Source organism: Abyssisolibacter fermentans (assembly GCF_001559865.1).
Lineage (GTDB): Bacteria > Bacillota > Clostridia > Tissierellales > MCWD3 > Abyssisolibacter > Abyssisolibacter fermentans.
Genome location: NZ_LOHE01000080.1, coordinates 1 through 20,787, shown reverse-complemented (window position 1 = coordinate 20,787; position 20,787 = coordinate 1). Strand labels below are relative to the sequence as shown.

Sequence of the window (20,787 nt, the reverse complement as noted above, 5' to 3'; positions counted from 1 at the left end):
CTCTAATCAAGTTTTGAAACTATATGATCAGCTGCCAATTTACCCATTGAAAAAGCAGCCTGAATATTATAGCCTCCTGTATCTCCATCTATATCTAATACTTCACCCACAAAATATAATCCTTCTACTATCTTAGATTCCATTGTTTTTGAATTCACTTCTTTTAAACATACTCCTCCAGCTGTTGCCATTGCTAAGTTAAAACCTTCAAGTTTTTGTACAATCATCGGATATGATAGAAGATTGTTCATTAGATTATTTCTTAATTTTTTATTTAACTCAGCACATTTTAATTCACTACTAATATTTGATATATCTAAAATTTTATCTAAAAACCTCTTAGGTAAATCAAATTTTTTGATAATTGTTTTAACAATAAGATGTCCATTTTTATTTATACTGTTCTTTAATTGGACTCTGAAATCTTCTTCATTGTCAGCTTTTACAAAATTAAATTTTAATACATCATTTTTTCTAATATACCTAGAATAATTTATTATTGCTGGACCAGATATATTTTTATGTGTTAGCAATAAATCTCCCTTCCAGTTTTTAAGCTTTTTATTATTCCTCCATAGCGACACGGGTATGTCTGTAAAAGAAACACCTGCTAAATCTTTAAAAAGATAATTCTGTACATATACGCTGGTCAAAGCAGGAGATATATCTGTTATCGTATGTCCTAATTTTTCTCCAAAACCATACCCATCTCCCGTTGATCCCGTATTTGGATATGAGTTTCCACCTGTTGCTATTATTATTATTTTAGATTTATATGTTTTATTCTCACAATTCACAACAAAACACTCATCTTCTTTAGTTATATTAGTTATCCTTGAATTATATTTCATAACTACATTTCTAAATTTACATTCATTTAATAATACATTTAAGATATCCATTGCTTTTAAACTTTGTGGAAACACTTTACCATTTTCATCAGTTATAAAGTGTATTCCTCTTTTATTAAAAAAACTTTTTAGTCTCTCACTGTTAAAATTATATAAAGCATTTTTTAAGAATCTATTGTTATCGCCATAATGCTCTAAAAAATCCTTTATATCACCTTCATGAGTTATATTACATTGACCAGCTCCTGATATTAATAATTTTCTACCAGCTGAAGCTTTTTTTTCAAGTAATAATACTCTATTATTTTTAATACTTGTATTAATTGCTGTAAATAATCCAGCCGGTCCTCCACCAATAACTATTACATCATACATATTATCACCATCTTTAAATATCGTTATATTGTATATATACATATTAATAAGAGTCTTGTCAAGACTCTTATTAATATATTTCTCTCTCTATCATCTTTTTTTATAACAACGGAAACAATTACATAGTAATTGCAACACACCGTTTCTACAAGGCGCTAGATTGCACACTGCCTGTCTTGTAAGTCTGATCGATACCCGCACCTATAAAGGTTGAAGACACTTTACGCTTTGTTATAGAATTCCTCAGCATCTACATTATGCTTCTCCATTATCTCGATAGCGCCTTTCATATCATTATTCTCTAAAGCTTCATATATTTTTTTGTGATCATTAATGCCTTTTTCCTTGTTTTCTTCAATTTTAACATAGTTTAGCACACCTATATCTAACTGTGTTTGAGTTTGCAAAGTAAGCTGTTTTATTCTTTTATTACCACAATTTTTAATTAGTATTCTATGAAATTCAACTGAATAATTTAGAAAACTCTCAAAATCGTTATTTTCATGAGCTAATATTTGTTGGTCTAGACACTTTTTTAATTCTGCTAATAATAATTTCATGTTACAGTTTTTAAAAAGCAATTCAATAACTCCTGAAAACAAAATTCTATTGACATATATTAGTTCTACTATATCTTCTGATTCAAATTTTACAACACTCGGGCCTACATTATGTATATTTTCTACAAACCCTTCCTGTTGCAATCTGTTTAATGCTTCACGTATAGGAGTCCTACTTACATTATATTTTTTTGCAATTGCTTCTATATTTATTCTTTCACCTTGCTTAAGCTGTCCATTAATTATCTGTTTTTTTAGTAAAGAATATATTTGATCTGATAGTGACATTTTTACTATAATTTCATCACTCATTACTACACCTTCTTGCATTATATATTATCCATAATTTATTATTAATATCCTAACATCATTCTTTTGAGATAGCCCAAAATTATTGATGCTTTCACTCATTTCTACAAGTAATTGTTTCACAAGAAATCATAGATTTCTGTTCTCTGCTCAGCGCAGAAATTCGTCATTTTGACTAATCCCCGAGAAGACGGTAAAAATGTTGAAATTCAAGGCATAAGCTTTATAATTGAAACTCAGACTCATTCTTCCTCTGAGTAAGCGATTCACAAGAAATCATAGATTTCTGTTCTCTACTCAGCGCAGAATTTCATCATTTTGACTAATCCCCGAGAAGACGGTAAAAATGTTGAAATTCAAGGCATTGAAATTCACACGGATATGAGCGTACTATAGTACGTGATTAGTCGTGTGACATTTCAATAACGCAGAAATTCGTCATTTTAAATCTCCCTTTCTGTATATATGTGTGGCTGCTCTACCCCTCTCAATACTCTCAAAGCACCTAAAGTCAAAGATTGTAGTTCATTTTCACCTGGTACAATTATTACAGGAGCTATAAATTTGACTCTATTACTTATCTGGCTAGTCATAAACTTTGAATGAGCTATACCTCCAGTTATTATGATAAAATCAACTTCTCCTTCTACAACAGTAGCCAATTCTCCAATACCTTTTGCAATTTGATATGCCATAGCACTATATACTAATTTTGCATTTTCATCACCATTTGCTATCTTCTTTTCAACTTCAAGAGCACTATTAGTAGATAAGTACGAAATCAAGCCACCTTTACCTCTTAATTTCTTCTTCATTTCTCTTTTCGTATACTTACCACTGTAGCACAAATCTATTAGTTTTCTACAAGGTACTCTGCCTGCTCTTTCAGGAGAAAAAGGTCCTTCATCATCCGTTATGACATCTATAACTTTACCTTTACTATGGATAGCTAATGATATTCCTCCTCCTAAATGTACTGTAATAATATTTAGATCTTTGTATTCTTTACCTTTATCATTAGCACATTTAATAGCTGCTGCTCTCATGTTTAACATATGCGTTAAGCTTTCTCTCTCTATATCTTTCATTCCTGATATTCTTGCTACATCTTCTAATTCATCAACAGCTATTGAATCATATATATATGCTGGAATATCTAATTGATTAGCTATATCATAGCTAATTATTGCAGCAAGATTTGATGCATGTTCAGCTATTGGTCTGTTTTTTAATCTTTCAACCATGGCTTCATTAATGATGTATGCACCTGATTTTACAGGAGGCAAAAGACCTCCTCTTGCAACAATTGCTGATAAATCTGATAATTTATAGCCTTCATTATTTAGCAAATCTATAATAGCATTTTTCCTAAATTCATATTGACAGCTAATCGTCTCAAACTGTTCAAGTTCTTCGCTCGAATGAACAATGTTATTAACAAAGACTTCTTTTTCATTTATATATATAGCTATTTTGGTAGATGTTGATCCAGGGTTTATGGCTAAAATTGTATAATCCTTCACTTAATCACCTCTTTATAAATTTTGGATTTTTATTACTTTTTATTACTATAGTAGGAGAAGAAAATACTTTATTTTGTTAAACTTAAAAATCTCTAAAAACTTCTAGACTACTTCCATACCTCTTTTCAAAGCTTTTATATTAATATCAATAAATTTTTCTTTAACGTTATTTCTTATAACATCTTCCCAATCAATGAAATCTAATTTCATTGATTTTATTAAAGCTCCTAATAATACTATATTCATGGTTTTAATATTTCCTATTTCTTTAGCAATTTTTGCTGCATCAATCACCAATGAATTATCAACTTTTTTAACTATTTCTTCTTTTAGCCCTTCAGGGTACTCAGCTTTACCACTAAGTATCGGTGCTGATGGCATTTGATAATCATTTAATATAACATTTCCATCTTTTTTGAGATATCGTAAATATCTATAACATTCCATTTCTTCAAATGATACAAGTATATCAGCTTCACCCAGTCCAATTATAGGAGAATATACTTTTTTACCATATCTAACTTGAGTGCTTACACTTCCCCCTCTTTGAGACATACCGTGTATTTCAGACATTTTTACATCATAATCTGCATTCATAAGACCTGTAGTCAATATTTTACTGGCCAATATTGTTCCTTGACCACCTACTCCAACTAACAATATACTTTTAGTATCCACATTTTCACCCACCTTTTACTTAATAGTATCAATTGCATTTACAGGACATACCTGCGAACAAATTTCACAACCAAGGCACATATTTTCATTTATAACAGCTTTTTTATCTTCTAAATTAAATGAAAGTGCTGGACATCCTGTACTTAAACATTTTTTACATCCAATACAAATACTTTCATTTACTTTGCATATATCAAATCTACTTCCAAACTCATTTTTTTCTTTTTCAGTTCTTCTTTTAAGTGCACATGGCCATCTGGTAATTATCACTGATGGCTCATTTAAATCTAGAGCCCAATCAAGTGCTTCTTTCATTTCATTTAGTCTTAAAGGATTTATAGTTTTGACATTTCTGATTCCTAAAGCTTTAACTATCACTTCTATATCAGCCTCTAATGTCTCTTGTCCTTGAGCAGTGATTCCTGTACCCGGGTGATCTTGATGACCTGTCATACCTGTAATTCTGTTGTCTAGTATTATTGTTACAGTATTACTTTGATTATATGCTACATCTAATAAACCTGTCATCCCTGAATGGAAAAATGTCGAGTCTCCAATAACAGAAACTACTTTTTTATCACTATTATTATTTCTATATACCTTTGCTGCGCCATGACCTGCACTTACACTTGCACCCATACATATGATTGTGTCTACCGAACTAAGTGGAGGTAGTGCACCTAAGCCATAACAACCGATATCTCCGGTTACCATGATATTTTTCCTTTTACCTAGTTCGTAAAAAACTCCCCTATGAGGACAACCTGCACATAATGTTGGTGGTCTTGGTATCAATTTGTTAGCATCTGTATCCAAGGAATCGTTTTCCTTGTCTAAGATATTTTTTCTTATGATATGAGGATTGAGTTCTCCCACATTTGGTATTTTGTCTTTACCTATACAATCAATTCCATTAGCTTTTATTTGTTCTTCAATAAAAGGTTCTAATTCTTCTATAACATATAAAGTATCCACTTCATCAGCAAAGCTTTTTATTTTATCCATTGGTAATGGATATGTAAAGCCAAGCTTTAAATATGAAACAGTATCACCAAAAACTTCTTTAGCATATTGATAAGCAACTCCTGATGAAATAACACCAATTTTTTTATCATTCCACTCAATATAGTTTAAAGGAGTTTCATTTGAAAACTTTTCTAGTTTCTTCATTCTATCTTCAACTTTTACTCTCAACTTCATAGATATAGCAGGCATTGTAGCATATTTGTTAATATTTTTTGTGTAGTTTTTTAATGGTACATTACATCTTTCATTAAGCTCTACTATACTTTTACTGTGACATACCCTTGTAGTCATTCTAATTAAAGCTATAGTATCGAATTCTTCACTTATTTTAACCGCTTCTTTTACCATTTCTTTAGCTTCCCCACTATCACTTGGCTCGAGCATAGCAAGTTTAGCAAATTTAGCATAGTATCTGTTATCCTGCTCTGTTTGTGATGAATGTATACCCGGTTCATCAGCAGAAACCATTACAAATCCACCATTAACACCTGTGTATGAAAATGAAAACATTGGATCAGCAGCAACATTTACACCAACCTGTTTCATACTGGCAAACGTTCTCGCGCCAGCAATAGAAGCTCCTAAAGCAGATTCAAATGCTACCTTTTCATTTGGAGCCCATTCAGCAACTATATCATCCTTATATAATGCAACATTTTCAAGGATTTCTGTACTAGGTGTACCAGGGTAAGCAGCAGCAAAAGTTATTCCAGCTTCATAAACTCCTCTGGCTATAGCTTCATTTCCTGTCATAAGTTTTTTCATTTTAACACCCCTTTATCTAATAATATATTACATGTAATATATTATATATTACTTGCTATTGATTATCAATGCAATAATAAGAGCTTGAAAATTATTATTAATTTTCTTTATTTTTCATTGAATATATTTACTTTATTACAAAAATATATTAGTATTAATAGTATAAATGTTAAAATATTTCAAATATGAAATTTATTTAACATTGTAAATCTATGGGAGGTTTTACATGACAAATGAAATTAAACTGAAAAACAAAACTGTTGACAATAAAAATATGTTTCTATTTTTAACAGGTAAATTCGTTTCTTTATTCGGCACTAATATTTATGCCTTTGCAATTGGTTTACATTTATTAAAATTAACCGGTTCTGGAATGAGTTTTTCTTTGAACTTTGCACTAAATATTATTCCACGAATACTTTTAGGACCACTAGCAGGAGTTATATCTGATAGATTTGATAAAAAGAAACTTGTAGTAATTACTGATATGTTGAGTGGACTTCTATTGGTTATGCTTTTCATTTTATCTCAGGTAAATAGCTTAAATATTGTATCTATTTATATTACTACTACTTTATTAACTTCACTTAATACTATATTTGGTATAGCATTTACTTCATCACTGCCTAATTTAGTCAATGATAAAAATCTTGTTAAAATTAATTCTTATAATACATCAATCAACTCCTTCACAAATATTTTTGGTCCTATCGTAGGTGGACTAGTATATGGACTATTTAGCATAAAATTTATAATATTAATTAATGGATTATCGTTTATATTATCATCAATTTCAGAATATATGATTGATTTTGATGCCTATAAATCTCAGGATAATTCTATACAATCTCCTTCTGAATATAAAGCTTCGATGTTATCTGAAATTAAAGAAGGACTAAATTATATTAGGCAAAAAAAAGCTTTCTTCACCTTATATTTGACTTTCCCAATTATTAATTTTTTATTTAATTCTTCAAGTATAACTTTACCTTATATAACAGTACATCAATTGATGTTACCTTCTAAAGTAGTTGGGATAATACAAGGATCTTGTGCATGTGGTATGTTAATAATGTCTTTAGTGTTTTCATACTTGCCAGAAATAAAAAGAATAGGTTTAATTATAGGCTTTAGCACTATGTCAATTGGAATATTAATATCTCTTACAGGCTTACCTGTATCAGGATTATTTGATGTAAAAAGCTTAATGTTTTATTCCATATATTTTTGCACTATTAAATTGATCATCGGATTATTACTAGTATTAATTAATCTGCCTTTAAGCTTAACTTTACAACGAGAAACTCCTGAAAATTATAGAGGAAGAGTATTTGGAACATTAGAAACAATTTCAAGTATAATAACTCCTCTAGGATGTATAATATTTGGTCTTCTATTAGATATCATTCCTAGTTATTTAATCGTAGCTGTATCAGGTGGACTAACTATTATTATAGGAACAATAATAGCTTGTAATAAAACGCTACATAAAATATAAATACACTATTACCTAATTATTTATATAACTTTTAAAAAAGAAACAAAAGAATTAGAAACATTTATAATGAAAGTTATTAGATTTTTTTCTAATAACTTTCGAAAAATATATTGACAATTTTATAAATGCATAATATTATATCATTAGAAATAATTCTAATTATTAATCACAATTATATATTTAACTTAAGTAAATTTTCAAAATTATCGTTTCTTAGTACAACATTATTGCTAATATTTTACTTGAATTTAGATTGTCATCTTAGTTTAGTTATATTAAGTACCTTTAATGGTCGATAATTTTGAAATTGTAATTAGAATTTTATCTAATTCTTTTATTACAAAATAATCTATTGGAGGTATTCATTATGAGTTATCAATTTAATACAAATGAGAAAACAACAGCTAATGACAAAAAAAACATTTTACTATTTTTATCAGGTAAATTTATTTCATTATTAGGAACTAATATTTATGCTTTTGCAATTGGTTTATATGTACTAAAGCTAACTGGCTCTGCTATGAATTTTTCTATAAACTTTATCTTAAATATGGTTCCTAGAATATTATTAGGACCCGTTGCCGGTGTCATATCAGACAAATTTGATAAAAAAAAGCTTGTTGTATATTCTGATATATTGAGTGGGATTCTTTTAATTTTGCTATATAGTATTTCCATTAATAAAGGTTTGAGTTTAACCTATATATATATTACTACAGCTTTGTTAACTTCTCTAAATACTATATTCAGTATATCATTCGATGCATCTATACCAAATTTAGTAAAAGACGAAAATCTTGTAAAAATAAATTCTTATAGAACATCTATTACCTCAATTACAAATATCCTTGGACCTATTTTGGGTGGACTTATATTTGGTATTTTTAACATCAATCTGTTTATACTATTGAATGGAATATCGTTTATTTTATCTGCTATTTCAGAATATTTTATTGATTTTAATGCTTATAAGGTAGATAATAAAAAAGAAGAAAAAGATTCTTCAATCGAAAAAAATAGTATTATAGATGATTTAAAAGAAGGTTTTAATTATATTAAACAAAAAAAGATATTATTTACACTAATTATGTTTACTCCAATAATAAATTTTCTATTTATAGCATTGAGTATATGTTTACCATTCATTCTAGTAAATGATTTGCTGCTATCTTCTAAACTTGTTGGAATAGTCGAAGGAGCATTTGCTATAGGTATGCTTATTATGTCATTAGTTTTTTCAATTATACCAGAAGTAAAAAGAAAAGGTTTAGTTATTGGTATAGGAACTATATTAATTGGAATAGCTACATTTCTTATAGGTGTACCTATATCAGGATTGATGACAGTAAATAGTTTACTGTTCTACGCAATATACTATTGTTCAGTAGCAATAATCATTGGAGCAATTATTGTCTTTATTAATCTACCTATTGATTTAACAGTGCAACGAGAAACTCCTGCTGAATATAGAGGTAGGGTTTACGGTACCTTAGGTACGATATCAAGTATAATTACACCTCTTGCATGTATAGTATATGGTTTTCTATTAGATACGGTACCTAGTCATTTGATAGTATTTATATCAGGTGCATTACTTGCAATTATTGGTTTGATTATATCAGCAAATAAGACTTTACATAAAATATAATAGCTGTACTGAAGGAGGCAAATATGAAGGTAACAATAAAACACAACATGGCTATAGAACTAATAACAGCACTGTTCAGGTGTGCTAAAAATGATGTAGTCTTAAATAAATTAAGCGAATTCGGTTATAAATTAGATGAAACTATTAAAGCCATAATCGAAGATTTTAACAATAATATGTCTATATTTATCAAGAACGATTTGAATCTATTAGTTAGAGATAACACTATAGGATTATTATGTTTAATTTATTATATTTCAACACGAAACATAAAAAATGTTGATGAATTTTTCACTTTTTTAAAACAGCTTGATTCTAAAGAATTTTTAAAAGATTGCTTCAATGAATATGATTTATCTGAAAATGGCTATGATTTAACACTAGAATCAGATGAAAAAGATATTTATAACGCAATAGTAAATACTAATGGAGAAGAAGAAGCAAAATTTTTCATACAATTTTTAAAGCACCCTGAAATAGTAAAATCAAAACTAGAAACTTTAATATATATTTTCTACAATGATCATTTTAAAGCCTATGAAAAACAAATTGAAGAGTTTATGAGAAATAAAATAAAAGAACACAAAGAAAAATACGAAAATAATTCTTTAAAATATCTTGAAACAACTTGTTTTTCTTCTATGAAAATATTGCCTCAAGATAAACCAATTATTATGTATATATGTTATCTTGTAGAATTTACAACATCAATCATATTAAAAAATGATAAAACTATTATCATATATGGTTATGGTTATGAACAAAGATTTGATGAAAGTATTATGCGTGAAAAAAGTAAAGAACTTTTTAAGGTACTAAGTGATGATAAAAGGTTAGAAATATTAAAGCTGTTAAATAAAAAACAATGGTTTTCTAATGAACTAGCTAAACATTTTAAACTTACTCCAGCAACCATGTCATACCATATGAACAAACTATTAGATGCAGGACTTGTATTTTTCGAGTTCGGTGAACAAAATAAGTTATATTATAAAATAAATAAAGAAAGAATTAAGGAAATGTTTCAAATTGCATTAAATGAAATACTAGATGAATAATAATAAACTATACTATCTCCCACAGGAGCTGTCTCAAAATGTTTTTAAGCCAGCTCCTTTCAAAATTCTATGTTATTTTATATTATCACCTCTTTAATTTGAATGAAGCAACTTCCATCCCTCTTGTTAAAATTATATTAATATTAATAAATTTTTCTTTAACAGTATTTCTGATAACTTTTTGTCAATCTAACTTCATTGATTTTGTCTTTTGAAAGTAATATTAATTTTATTTATATTTTATTAAATATATTTACTTTTTATTATAAATATATTAATATAAAAGATGTTAACATTAAAATTATTTATATAATGCTATTTTGGAGGGATTTGCTTTGAATAACAAACTTGAACTGATAAAAAAAATAAAAACTGTTGACAATAGAAATATAATTCTATTCTTAACGGGTAAATTTGTTTCATTATTCGGCACAAATATTTATGCATTTTCTATTGGTTTATATCTGTTAAAAATAACGGGTTCTGGTATGAGTTTTTCATTAAACTTTGCACTAAATACTATTCCCAGAATATTATTAGGACCAATAGCAGGTGTTATATCTGACAGATTGGACAAAAAGAAACTTGTAGTAATTACAGATATGTTAAGTGGACTTTTATTAATTATACTTTTCTTTATCATTATCACTAATGAATTAAATATTATATATATCTATATTACAACTATTTTGTTAACTTCACTTAACACTATATTTGGTGTATCATTCACCTCATCATTGCCTAATTTAGTCAATGATGAAAACCTTGTTAAAATAACCTCTTATAATACATCAATAAATTCATTAACAAATATCTTAGGTCCTGTAGTAGGTGGATTAGTATATGGTTTCTTTGACATTAAATACATCATATTGATAAATGGAATATCATTCGTTTTATCATCAATTTCAGAGTACATGATTGATTTTGAAGCTTACAAATCAAATTCTGTGCAAACTTCTTCTAAAGAAAAGTCTTCAATTTTAAACGATATAAAAGAAGGATTAAATTATATTAAACAAAAAAAAGTTCTCTTTACCTTATTTATGATCTTTCCAATTATTAACTTTTTGTTTACTGCAATAAATATATGTTTTCCTTATATAACAGTACAGGATTTATTATTACCTTCTAAATACGTTGGAATTATAGAAGGATCTTTTGCATGCGGCATGCTTTTAATGTCTTTAATATTCTCATATATCCCAGAAATTAAAAGAGTAGGTTTAAGCATTGGATTATGTACTGCGTCACTCGGACTATTAACATCTCTAATAGGGATACCTGTATCAGGATTAGTGGAAACAAAAAGCTTAATGTTTTATGTAATATATTACTGCACAATTGGATTAATTATTGGATGTTTCATTGTACTAATTAATCTTCCTTTAAACCTAACCTTACAACGAAAAACTCCTGAGAATTTCAGAGGTAGATTATTTGGTATATTAGATACTATATCAAGCATAATTACACCAATAGCATGTATATTATTTGGTTTTCTAATCGATATAGTTCCAAGTCATTTAATAGTTTTCATATCAGGTGGACTACTTGTAATTGTAGGTATAATGATATCTTTTAATAAAACATTACATAAAATATAATTATATATTTTATTGATATTTATTTACTGTATTTGCTATAGGTATGCTTATTTATTAATTTTTTCAATTATACTAGAAATAAAAAGAAAAATTTAGGTATAGGAAATATATTCATTGAACTATACTAATGCAAAATAAAATAACACAAAAAGAACTTTATCTCCTATAAGAGCTGTCTCAAATTAAGACAGCTCCTTTTAGAAATAAAAATAAATGAAGTTCAAGGCATTGAAATTCTCATCGATAAGAGCATACTTATTATACGCGATTAGTCGTATGAATTTATGAAATTCACTACTCACCTCAAAAATTCATCATTTTGAGACATCCCCTTTTTTAAGTTCTTTTTTTTATTGAATATACATATGAATTAATAGGAGGTGCACTTATGAAAAAATATATTTTATTACTATTAATTTTTATATTGATAACTAATATAGCCTATGCTTCTACTAATAATATATTAAAAGCAAAAATTGTAGATACAAATAATACTTCTATTGATTCAACAGATTATCAGCTTTTAGATGTTGTAATATTGGATAAGCCCTATAAAAACAAAACTTTAAATATTAAACATCTAATAATTGATTACTCAGCAAATAATCAGCATTTTAATATTGGAGATACTTTATTAGTAGAAGTTTCTAACACCAATGGAATATTAATGGGTACTATAGTTGATACTTGGAGGCTTGATTCTTTAAAAAAGCTTAGCATAATATTTGTCATATTGTTAATTATTTTTGGAAGATTGAAGGGTATTAGATCACTTCTAGCACTAATCTTTTCTGGATATATAATAATTAAACTCTTGATACCATATATTATAAAAGGATATAACTCTATACTGTGTGCAGTAATTTGCTCATCAATAATAATAATAATCAGTTTTTTACTTATTTCAGGATTTACTAAAAAAACTCTGGTTTCTATACTCGGAACTATAGGTGGAACTATAAGTGCTGGAATACTCTCTCTAATATTTACAAACTTATCAAATATAACAGGTCTAGCTGAAGATGAAGCTGTTTTCCTAGCAGCCAACATGGGATTAGAAGTAGATTTTAAAGGCTTATATTTATGTGCGGTCATAATAGGTACAATAGGTGTAATAATGGACGTTAGCATGTCCATAACCTCAGTTATATTTGAAATCAAAAGAAAATCACCACGAATACCATTTACGGATTTATTACACTCAGGATTGAATGTTGGCAAGGATGTTATGTCTACAATGATAAACACTTTAATATTAGCTTATGCAGGTAGTTTTTTGCCACTGTTATTAATATTTATAATGTCAAAAACTCCATTTCTAAATGCATTAAATACAGAATTACTAGCAGTAGAAGTAATAAGAGCACTCTGTGGAAGCATAGGACTAATATTAACAATTCCACTAACCGCTCTCATAGCTACATATGTAGCTTTTAGAAATACAGCACATAATAATTATCTATATAATTAATCTATTTCCTATCTAAAATAAAACAAATGCTCATTTTCCATAATATAAAATAACACTACCTTTTTTATAGCTTCTTTATGGAGCTTTTTTTTACTCTTGTTTCATTATTATCAAAATAAATCGTAGTGCCTATTATTATGTAGTAAACATATTTTTATGTTTACAGTTTCTACAGTTATCCATTTTCTTAGCTAAATCACTACATGCTCTTTTACTGTATATACAAGGAATCTCTAAGTTCTTTGTCATCTTTTTTATTGCACCTGCTGTATTATGATTAATAAAATCATAAAAAACTATCACCATATCTATATTACTAGGTATTTCTTTGTTATACATCAATTTCTTTCTACCCGTCCAATGAATAAAATCATCTACTCCCTTATTATTTAAAACCTGCGGAATATTTCCTAATTTATCTCCTCCAACGATTAATGCAGTCATTTTTCATCCTCCTTATTGATATCGATTATCATTATTGTTAATATATCATTTTACTTCTCTTTTGTCAATGTTTCATTTAAAATTTATCTTCCAATAACCGCTCTCATAGCTACATATATAGCTTTTAGAAATACAGCACATAATAATTATCTATATAATTAATCTATTTCCTATCTAAAATAAAACAAATGCTCATTTTCCATAATATAAAATAACACTACCTTTTTTATAGCTTCTTTATGGAGCTTTTTTTTACTCTTGTTTCATTATTATCAAAATAAATCGTAGTACTTTTTATATGTAGTAAACATATTTTTATGTTTACAGTTTCTACAGTTATCCATTTTCTTAGCTAAATCACTACATGCTCTTTTACTGTATATACAAGGACTAAATTATATTAGGCAAAAAAAGCTTTCTTAACCTTATATTTGACCTTCTCAATTATTAAAAAAGGTGCAGAAATAGCATACTGAAAAACCGAGGTTGAATTGCTAGAAAAAATGGAGATTAGAAAAGCTGACTCCTATACAATATAGAAATCAGCTTTTAGTTATCTAGACTTTTTCAAAACCCTTAACTTAGGGTCCATTTTATATAACATAACGGTTCTACATAAGAGTAGTTTAGTATTTCTAACTAATTATTACCATGTCCATTTTTCTTATGATTTTCTTTAGTTATTATTTCATAAGTAAATTCTGCTGAGCCTTTTTCTCCTGAAGGTGCAGCGTACCATATAATCATATAGTTCTCGCCGTCTTTGAATAACTGCCTTAATTCAAGGGCATCTTCTTCATTAATATTAAACGGCTCAACGTTTACAACTTTGTAAAGAGTATTTTTCCCATTTTTCCCTACAGTTCTTTTGTTTATAAACGATACTGCATATTCAACATAGTTCTCTTTTATTTCATTTATATTAACAAACGCTTCTATGGAATCACATGTATTCTCATAGTCAATTTCTGGTATTTCTATATTGTCTATAAACCAACCAGCCTCATTTGTACCCCAATCAGTTAAATATCTGAAGCTTATATAAATCTTTTCACCAGCATATTCAGATAAATCAAATATCTCTTCAGTCCAAACAGGCTCTTCTTCATAGTTAACTCCTGTAAAACCAGGAAGATTTTCTTTGATCTTTGGATATCCTTCTTCTACAACATCGTTTCTAGTGTTTTCATTTCCTAAGCTAACCCAAGTTTCACCATCATCTGTAGATACTTGAACCATTCCGAAGTCCCATTGCTCTTCTATCTCATAATAATTGTCAAACTTTAGAGTAGCTGATTCAACTGATGTTAAATCTGCCTCTATGATTATCTTGTTGTCAGCTTCATCACCAAAATTACCCCATATAACTTGATCTTGTACTCCTAAAGGATCTTCAACAACTTCCCAAGGTATTGGCATAAAGTCAGTACCGTCAAAGATTATAGTTCTAATCTTATCTGATATATCTATAGCCTTATAATCGCCACCCCAAGCAGGTACGCCATCTTTATCATATTCTAGTGCTGATTCGTAGTTTACACTTACATCTATATTGTCAAATTCATATATACCATTTCCTGGTTTATTACTATCTATTGCAACTGCAATAGTAAATCTTCTAAATAGCTCTTCAAAATCTATTCCTGTTCCAAATTCAGCTAAAATTTTGTTAACACTTTCAATCCCTTGATCTTCACCGTCAGTAGCTAGAGCCTTAACAAAATCTTTCCCATACTTGTCATTAAAATATAATTGTAACAAATATGCTTGACCATAATCAGCTAATGTTTCTGGACCTGATGTGGCACTATAATGGTCATCCCATTCAACTAATGAATTTTCTGGATGATCTAAAAAGAAATTTACATGTCCCATAGGATGTCCATATCCACATAAATATTCTGCAAACTCTGACATTCCTTCATTTATCCAAGTTTCTTCTGCGCTGTCATTGTCATCATGTATTAAATGTTGGAACTCATGTGCAACAGTCCCACAGAATGTTGTCTCTAATCTTTCTTCCCAATCATTGGTATCTATACTAATTATATTTCTATCAAAATATGATTCATAAGTTGATGAATAAAATCCTGCTACAAAAAATGGATATTCAGAATCATAAAAGTTTTCATCTCTTATATTATCAACAAGCATAATCACTCTTTCGATTCCATCATTAGGTGTATAATAATCCTGTGGTAATCCAACCATGCCTGGTAGCTGAGCATTTTCACCTATATGTGAATCAGGTACTCCGAAAAATTCAGTATCTTTTTGATATATGTTATTGTCAAATTCATCTCTTAGCTTATCTACTTGTTCCTGAGTAACTACATGAGTTGGTCTACCATCTTCAAAAGATAAATCATCAGCAACCCAAACTTCTACAGTATCTCCTAAACTTCTTAATGTATAAGTTTTTATATAATAGCCATTTAATGAATCATAGCCTAGGTAATACTTAGTTCCACCATTGAAAGTAAAGTTGTCATCATTGTTATCTGCTTCCATATTGCTTTCTTCATTGAGGTTAAGATTTTCTGCCATTTCTTTTATTACATTATCTAGTTCGTCTCTATAATCTTCATCATTTTCTAAATGTCTTAAGTAGGTACCTATGTCTAATACATCTCCGTATCGCTCAGTATCCCACTCATCCTTAGTAGCTTGAACATTAGACATGCCCATTATTGAAAGCATACCAAATACTAACACTAAGCTTAAAAAAACTGATAAAACTTTTTTCATAAATATCCCCCTTTATATTTGTTTTTTTATAAGTCCTTTGTTTCCTAAAATTCTTATAATCCCCCCTTTTAAGTCATTTTATAGCAAAATTTTATTTTTTCATTCATAATAAAACAATTTTTGAGGTTATTTGTCTTTTATTTCATCATATTACTTTTTTAACTTAATATGTTTACTATTCTACATTTCTTTAAGTTTTTCCTTCATAAAATAGAAAGTTTTTTCAAAATTTTCTGACATAGGATCCATTTTAGCTAAATAGATGCAAATGATTTAGTGTTACCGTTTTATTGTCAATGTATTATTCAAAAATATAAAAGACAGATGCTATTTAAAAAGTATCTGTCTTTTATATTTGTTGTTATTATTAAAATTCCAAAAATATAAATCAGTGTAAATTAGGTGTCTACTTGAGCATTTATTATAACATTTTTAGAAATAGTTTTTAAAACTTATTCCAAATACTATATGCTGTATTATAGCAATTATCCCAAAGTTCTTTACATGCATCATTAAAATTAAATTTCTCTTTAACCTCAACCATTCGATTGAATAAATTTGTATGTGCTTTTAAAACACTTGTTACAAAACTCTCATGTATCGTACTGTTATTATTTGCACATTCCTCTACTCTTTTAGTTAAATGTCCTAGCTTATTAAGGTAATCTTCTGCCATAAGTTTACAATCCCCGTCCTCTATATTACTAAGAGAATTTTTCATTATTTCTCTTAAATTTTGAACTAAGGTAACAAAACAATACTCTTCTCCGTCCTTTATTGCATATATTCTTTCGAATTTTTTTCTATCAGCTAAGTCATGATACTTTTTGAGAATGTTATAACTATTTTTCTTTAAATGACCTGTACTTATTATACTTTTTCTTATCATTTTAGTGACCCCCTAATTTATATATTTTTGTATATTATATCATATATATCCTTATAATAACATGGTTTTATAAAACCTTAATAGATTTTGCACTAAACCCAGATTATTTTAATTTTTTCTAACAACAATCATTAATTCTGTTGCTCCAAAAATACCATTATTTTTAATATACTTCTTAATTTCTCTCAAGTTTTGCTCTAAATCCTCATATTCCGGATTATCTTCAAACTGTTTTACCTTTTTACCTATAGAATCAGTTATTCTTTCAACATCATCATCTTCTTCATCTTCCAACAACTGATCTTCATGCGTATTATATTCAAAACAATTCAAAATTTCCATGTTTAAACCTTTTACAATATCTAATATTTCTTCTTTTTTAAATGTCTCATTATGACAATTTCCTCTTAATCTATCCAATCTAGCACCAAAATGATGAATTAATACATGTGACATTTGTTTATCAGATAAATTATCACAGAACATTTCATTTACTATAAGTAATCCCCCACTTTTGAGAACTCTTTTGATTTCTACTAATACCTTGTTTATATCTTCTAATTCATGTATTGCATTCGATAGACAAACAGTATCAAAATAATTATTCTCAAAATCTAAATTACAACTATCCATTTGTATAAATTTTATGTTTTCTTCTTGAAATTCATTTTCAAAAAATTCTTTTGCTCTTTCTGTTTTGTCAATAGCTATAATTTCATCATAACTATTGAAACAATTTTTGACTAAATGAATAAAATTTCCTCTTCCTGTTCCTACATCGAGTAACTTACCTGCTGAATAATTTTTTAAAACTTCTTTTACTTTTTCCATAACTTCACCTCTTTTTTATTTAATATATTTAATTTTATCATATTTTCCTATAAATTCATTTAAAAGAATATTATTCATATTAAAATTAAAGTAAACCTTAGTTAATATCAGTACATGTAAATATGACAAAAAATAAATAAAAACTTTTTGTTTATTTTTGGAACAAATAAAACCTATTTTAGTCTAATTGTTATGAAGAAATACTATCACGAAAGGAGCAATTTTATGAAACAATCAATGCTAATTATTATTTTAATTCTTACTTTACTTGTAAGCGGATGCACAAAATCTACAAACAATAACCCAGAAAACAGTTTACAGAATAACTCTACAGAGTTTAGTTATGATGAAATGAAAAGAATTCATTTATATGTAAAAGTAATGAAGGCTGCTTTTAATGAGGGAAATGGAGGTAATGATTTCATTGCAGTAAATAAAAATACACTAGTCAATCTATCTGAAGATGGTAAACAGGAAGTTTTAAAAAGACTTGTAACATTATCTGATAATGTTTATGCTTTTGATGATGTAAAAAATGATGTTAATAAATTTGAAATAGATGAAAGCGGGAATTTAACACATGCAAAAAATGGCACAGTATTATCTATAAATGTACACGAATATGACAATAACTGCGCTAAAATCACTGCAACCTCATGGTATTCTAATAATGCTGCTTATTTTCCAACGTATAAAGCTACATATAGAAATGAGAAATGGAACTTGGAACTAACTGATATAGCTGTTTCATAATACCAGAATAGAATTTGGGTTTATGTTTAAAAGATTTAATAAGAGAGCTATTGTCTCTTACTAAATCTTTTAATTTTATATTACAGCAGTTTCGGTCTTATCATTTGTCATATTCCTTATCCATTTGAAAGACCTAAATCTTTTTATCATAAAAATTACCTTTACAATCTCCTCTATTACAGTAAATGCTACTACTAAATATACTGGTAATTCAAGTATAAATGCAGCAACAAAAGCTAGAGGTATACCTATAAACCAAAGTGTAATTCCTTGAAGTATAGAACCGTAAGTAGTATCTCCACCACCTCTAAGTATCCCAACTATCATAACGCCATTATAAACCTTAATAACCATAACTATTGAATAAATGTAAAGTATGTAAATTGAGCTTAATTTAACTTCATTTAACACATTAAAGAAAGAAACTATTGGCTTTGCTAGTATAAAAAGAACCACACCTAAAAATATAGATATTAAAATTGATAATCTCGAAATTTTCTTAGATGCTTCAATTGCACGTTCCTCTCTATTAGCACCAATTTCATTTCCTATAATAACTACCGAAGCATAAGCAAGACCAAAAGAAATAATCATAAATAAGTTCATAATAGTTGAACATATTTGCATTGATGCGGCAGCACGTTTACCTATCCTTGCATAAATTGCAATATATGTTACATTTCCAAATCCCCAACATGCTTCATTTAAAACTATTGGTATTGTGACATTTATTAATGTCTTTGTCAGGTTCTTAGACAATCCCCTTAAATCACTTAGTTTAATATTTAATCGCTTGTCCTTAAAATATACAGCAAATAATATCATGCTACACTCACATGTCCTAGCTATAAGAGTTGCTATTGCAGCACCTTGAGTTTTAAGCTCAGGCATACCAAAATGACCAAATATAAGTAAATAATTTAATACTCCGTTTACGATAAATCCAATTAAACTTGCAAACATAGGTAATTTAGTATTTCCTATGCTCCTAAGCGCAGAAGCAAAAGTAAAAGTAATACCTGTAAATACATAACTTATAACTGTTATTTTTAAATATTGACTGCCTATAGAAATAACTGCTGAGTCTTTAGTGAAGATTGCCATTATTCTATCAGGTATTGTAAGCCCTAGAAATAAAAAAATTAAAGATATAAGTAAACTTGCAATTAATGATTTACTCAAAACTTTTTTTATATTATTTTTATCTTTCTTACCCCAAAGTTGTGCAACTAATACCCCACAGCCACTACCTATTCCCATTACAAATAAAGTAAATAAAAAGTAACATTGATTTGCAATACCAACAGATGCTAGTTCAGTTTCTCCAACTTTACCTATCATCATAGTATCTAGCATATTTAGTGATGACGCTATTAAATTTTGTAAAACTATTGGTAAAGTTATCGTAAACAAATACTTGTAAAATTTTTTATTATTTCTAAAATCCTTGATTAAATTGTATGACATATAAAAGCTCCTTTCAAATCTTGCTCCTACATACTTCGTTCTATGAAGTAAGATTTACACAAAATTAAAAAAACACCCACTTCGAGTTTTTTTGAAGTGGATGTTCAACACTTTGATATTAAAAATATCTATATATTTAATTATTTTTCACTTGCCAAACTTCATTTATTATAAATGAATTTTTATATTTTGTCAATATTTCAGTTTACTTATTTAAAAGTTTATACCCAGACTTTTTGTAATAATTATCCCGGATTATTCGTATAACTTTGAATAATATGCTGTA

The 20,787-nt window shown here is 28.0% G+C and carries 16 protein-coding genes; 6 read left to right on the top strand and 10 right to left on the bottom strand.

What is annotated here, in order from left to right; translation table 11 throughout:
- Positions 1-2 precede the first annotated feature (2 nt).
- From AYC61_RS15850 to iorA, 5 genes are all read right to left on the bottom strand, one after another.
- Positions 3-1,268, bottom strand: a complete 1,266-nt coding sequence (locus tag AYC61_RS15850; RefSeq protein ID WP_066504672.1) for a BaiN/RdsA family NAD(P)/FAD-dependent oxidoreductase — start codon at positions 1,266-1,268, stop codon at positions 3-5.
- Between the two features lie 179 nt (positions 1,269-1,447).
- Positions 1,448-2,098, bottom strand: a complete 651-nt coding sequence (locus tag AYC61_RS15845) for a GntR family transcriptional regulator (protein WP_162265481.1) — start codon at positions 2,096-2,098, stop codon at positions 1,448-1,450.
- 440 nt (positions 2,099-2,538) lie between these two features.
- Positions 2,539-3,618, bottom strand: coding sequence for a butyrate kinase (gene buk, locus AYC61_RS15840; RefSeq protein WP_066504666.1), 1,080 nt, complete (start codon positions 3,616-3,618; stop codon positions 2,539-2,541).
- Positions 3,619-3,720: 102 nt separating this feature from the next.
- The gene (locus AYC61_RS15835; protein ID WP_066504665.1) at positions 3,721-4,296 is read right to left on the bottom strand and encodes an indolepyruvate oxidoreductase subunit beta; all 576 of its coding nucleotides are present in this window, start codon (positions 4,294-4,296) and stop codon (positions 3,721-3,723) included.
- Between the two features lie 15 nt (positions 4,297-4,311).
- A complete protein-coding gene (iorA, locus tag AYC61_RS15830; RefSeq protein ID WP_066504664.1) occupies positions 4,312-6,087 on the bottom strand; it encodes an indolepyruvate ferredoxin oxidoreductase subunit alpha in 1,776 nt (591 codons plus the stop codon).
- A gap of 226 nt (positions 6,088-6,313) precedes the next feature.
- Here iorA and AYC61_RS15825 point away from each other — a divergent pair, with 226 nt between their 5' ends.
- The 5 genes from AYC61_RS15825 to AYC61_RS15805 all read left to right on the top strand — a co-directional run bounded on the left by AYC61_RS15825 (position 6,314) and on the right by AYC61_RS15805 (position 13,369).
- A complete protein-coding gene (locus AYC61_RS15825) occupies positions 6,314-7,585 on the top strand; it encodes an MFS transporter (RefSeq protein WP_066504663.1) in 1,272 nt (423 codons plus the stop codon).
- A 367-nt stretch (positions 7,586-7,952) separates the two neighbouring features.
- Positions 7,953-9,233 (top strand): MFS transporter, encoded by a 1,281-nt coding sequence (locus AYC61_RS15820; protein WP_066504662.1) that lies wholly within the window; start codon positions 7,953-7,955, stop codon positions 9,231-9,233.
- Between the two features lie 23 nt (positions 9,234-9,256).
- Complete coding sequence (locus tag AYC61_RS15815; RefSeq protein ID WP_066504660.1) at positions 9,257-10,291, top strand: ArsR/SmtB family transcription factor; 1,035 nt, start codon at positions 9,257-9,259, stop codon at positions 10,289-10,291.
- 335 nt (positions 10,292-10,626) lie between these two features.
- The gene (locus tag AYC61_RS15810; RefSeq protein WP_066504658.1) at positions 10,627-11,898 is read left to right on the top strand and encodes an MFS transporter; all 1,272 of its coding nucleotides are present in this window, start codon (positions 10,627-10,629) and stop codon (positions 11,896-11,898) included.
- A 388-nt stretch (positions 11,899-12,286) separates the two neighbouring features.
- The gene (locus AYC61_RS15805) at positions 12,287-13,369 is read left to right on the top strand and encodes a YibE/F family protein (RefSeq protein WP_066504657.1); all 1,083 of its coding nucleotides are present in this window, start codon (positions 12,287-12,289) and stop codon (positions 13,367-13,369) included.
- Positions 13,370-13,504: 135 nt separating this feature from the next.
- Here the strand turns inward: AYC61_RS15805 and AYC61_RS15800 are convergent, their stop codons facing one another.
- The 4 genes from AYC61_RS15800 to AYC61_RS15785 form a co-directional block, all read right to left on the bottom strand.
- Positions 13,505-13,813, bottom strand: coding sequence for a DUF2325 domain-containing protein (locus tag AYC61_RS15800; RefSeq protein WP_066504656.1), 309 nt, complete (start codon positions 13,811-13,813; stop codon positions 13,505-13,507).
- Between the two features lie 639 nt (positions 13,814-14,452).
- Positions 14,453-16,561, bottom strand: coding sequence for a M6 family metallopeptidase (locus AYC61_RS15795; RefSeq protein ID WP_066504654.1), 2,109 nt, complete (start codon positions 16,559-16,561; stop codon positions 14,453-14,455).
- Between the two features lie 445 nt (positions 16,562-17,006).
- Complete coding sequence (locus AYC61_RS15790) at positions 17,007-17,450, bottom strand: hypothetical protein (protein ID WP_066504651.1); 444 nt, start codon at positions 17,448-17,450, stop codon at positions 17,007-17,009.
- 108 nt (positions 17,451-17,558) lie between these two features.
- The gene (locus AYC61_RS15785) at positions 17,559-18,281 is read right to left on the bottom strand and encodes a class I SAM-dependent methyltransferase (protein ID WP_066504648.1); all 723 of its coding nucleotides are present in this window, start codon (positions 18,279-18,281) and stop codon (positions 17,559-17,561) included.
- 225 nt (positions 18,282-18,506) lie between these two features.
- On the opposite strand from AYC61_RS15785, the gene AYC61_RS15780 reads away from it, so the two are divergent.
- Positions 18,507-19,034, top strand: coding sequence for a hypothetical protein (locus AYC61_RS15780; RefSeq protein WP_066504646.1), 528 nt, complete (start codon positions 18,507-18,509; stop codon positions 19,032-19,034).
- 75 nt (positions 19,035-19,109) lie between these two features.
- Here the strand turns inward: AYC61_RS15780 and AYC61_RS15775 are convergent, their stop codons facing one another.
- The gene (locus tag AYC61_RS15775) at positions 19,110-20,501 is read right to left on the bottom strand and encodes an MATE family efflux transporter (protein WP_066504644.1); all 1,392 of its coding nucleotides are present in this window, start codon (positions 20,499-20,501) and stop codon (positions 19,110-19,112) included.
- Positions 20,502-20,787 lie beyond the last annotated feature (286 nt).